Source organism: Allofustis seminis DSM 15817, from assembly GCF_000374325.1.
In the GTDB taxonomy this organism is placed as follows: Bacteria; Bacillota; Bacilli; order Lactobacillales; family Carnobacteriaceae_A; genus Allofustis; species Allofustis seminis.
The window spans coordinates 1-1,263 of the sequence record NZ_KB894092.1 but is presented as its reverse complement, the minus strand read 5'-3'; the positions used below and the strand labels follow the sequence as shown (position 1 = coordinate 1,263).

At 41.8% G+C, this 1,263-nt stretch carries 1 protein-coding gene; it reads left to right on the top strand.

All coding sequences use genetic code 11. The features are described from left to right. Positions 1 to 85 precede the first annotated feature (85 nt). A partial coding sequence (locus C231_RS08130) for a hypothetical protein (RefSeq protein ID WP_040408110.1) occupies positions 86 to 1,263 on the top strand: 1,178 nt, incomplete at its 3' end.

Below are 1,263 nucleotides of genomic sequence, written 5' to 3'. Positions count from 1 at the left end.
CATTTAAATATCTCTCACGATAAACACTTAATTTTTTAAGTGTTTTTTTAATACACAAAATTCAAAAGAAAGGATAATACATTTCATGTCAACACAATACAAAGTGTTTCAGAAGTGGTTAGCGTCACTCCTTTTAGGGATCATTACGCTAACGGGAGTCTTGCCCTTAAATGCTTGGGCAAGTGAACCGTCCGAGCGGACGGCAGAGCCGATTGAACTCATTCAGTCGCTGCCTGAAGCGAGCGATCCAGCTGAGAGGGGCTCAACTGAAATCATAGCGGATGAAGAAATACCACCCGTTGTTCATTCAGTAGAGGACAACACCCTGACTCCCACAGGGGAAAATGAAGCTACCGCTCCTGAAACAAAAGAAGCCAAAGAAAAAACATTAGGAAAAGAACAGGAGAGTCAAGCCCCACCGACGGTGGAAGCAGAAGATGAAGAAGAATCCGCACTTGAAATCAGTGATCCCTTAATGTCTGTTCAAGTCTTACGGGCAAGTGGATACAATGCCAACTCAAAAGGAAATTACTCGTTCACTGACGGTAGAGGAACCACATATACTACACCATATATCACAGTCGGGGGTCAAACGGCTTATTGTATTCAAGGCAGACACAGTTGGCCATTCAATGAATCCTATAGCCGTAGTGTATATGACAATGAAATCATGTATAATATTGTCTATTATGCTCATCAATGGGGATGGGATCAACCGGGATCAAATTACGCTCGTGTTTTTGCGGCATTAAATGTTCAAAATGGTGTATTTCATGATGAAATACAAGATTCTAAAGTGAATAAATTATTATCTGAAGCACACAAAAAGACTGCCCCTTTTGGAAAATTAAGCATTAGCTCCCCAAATCAAACCGCCACCATTGGAAAAACCAAGCGTCAAGTGACGGACTGGTACAAAGTATCAGGCGTTAAAAATACCACGCTCAGCTTTTCTCTCCCAAGCGGTGTAACACTTCATACCCGAGATGGGAAAACCCAGACGGGCAAGGTCACCCTTAAAGGTTCACAAGACTTCTGGCTATCTGCACCGCTGGATAAGACCGTAACCGTTAATGCCACTGTGAAAACAAATTCATCAGTAAAACCATTTTACTTGTATGTTCCACCTCGCCCTGAATTACAACGTTTAGTGAGTATTGATTATGGATCTGACCCACAAAATACGGTCAAGATTTCCGCTAAATTTTTTAAACGAACAGGAGATTTAGAAGGGAATAAAAAGGACATTGAAACGGGACAGCC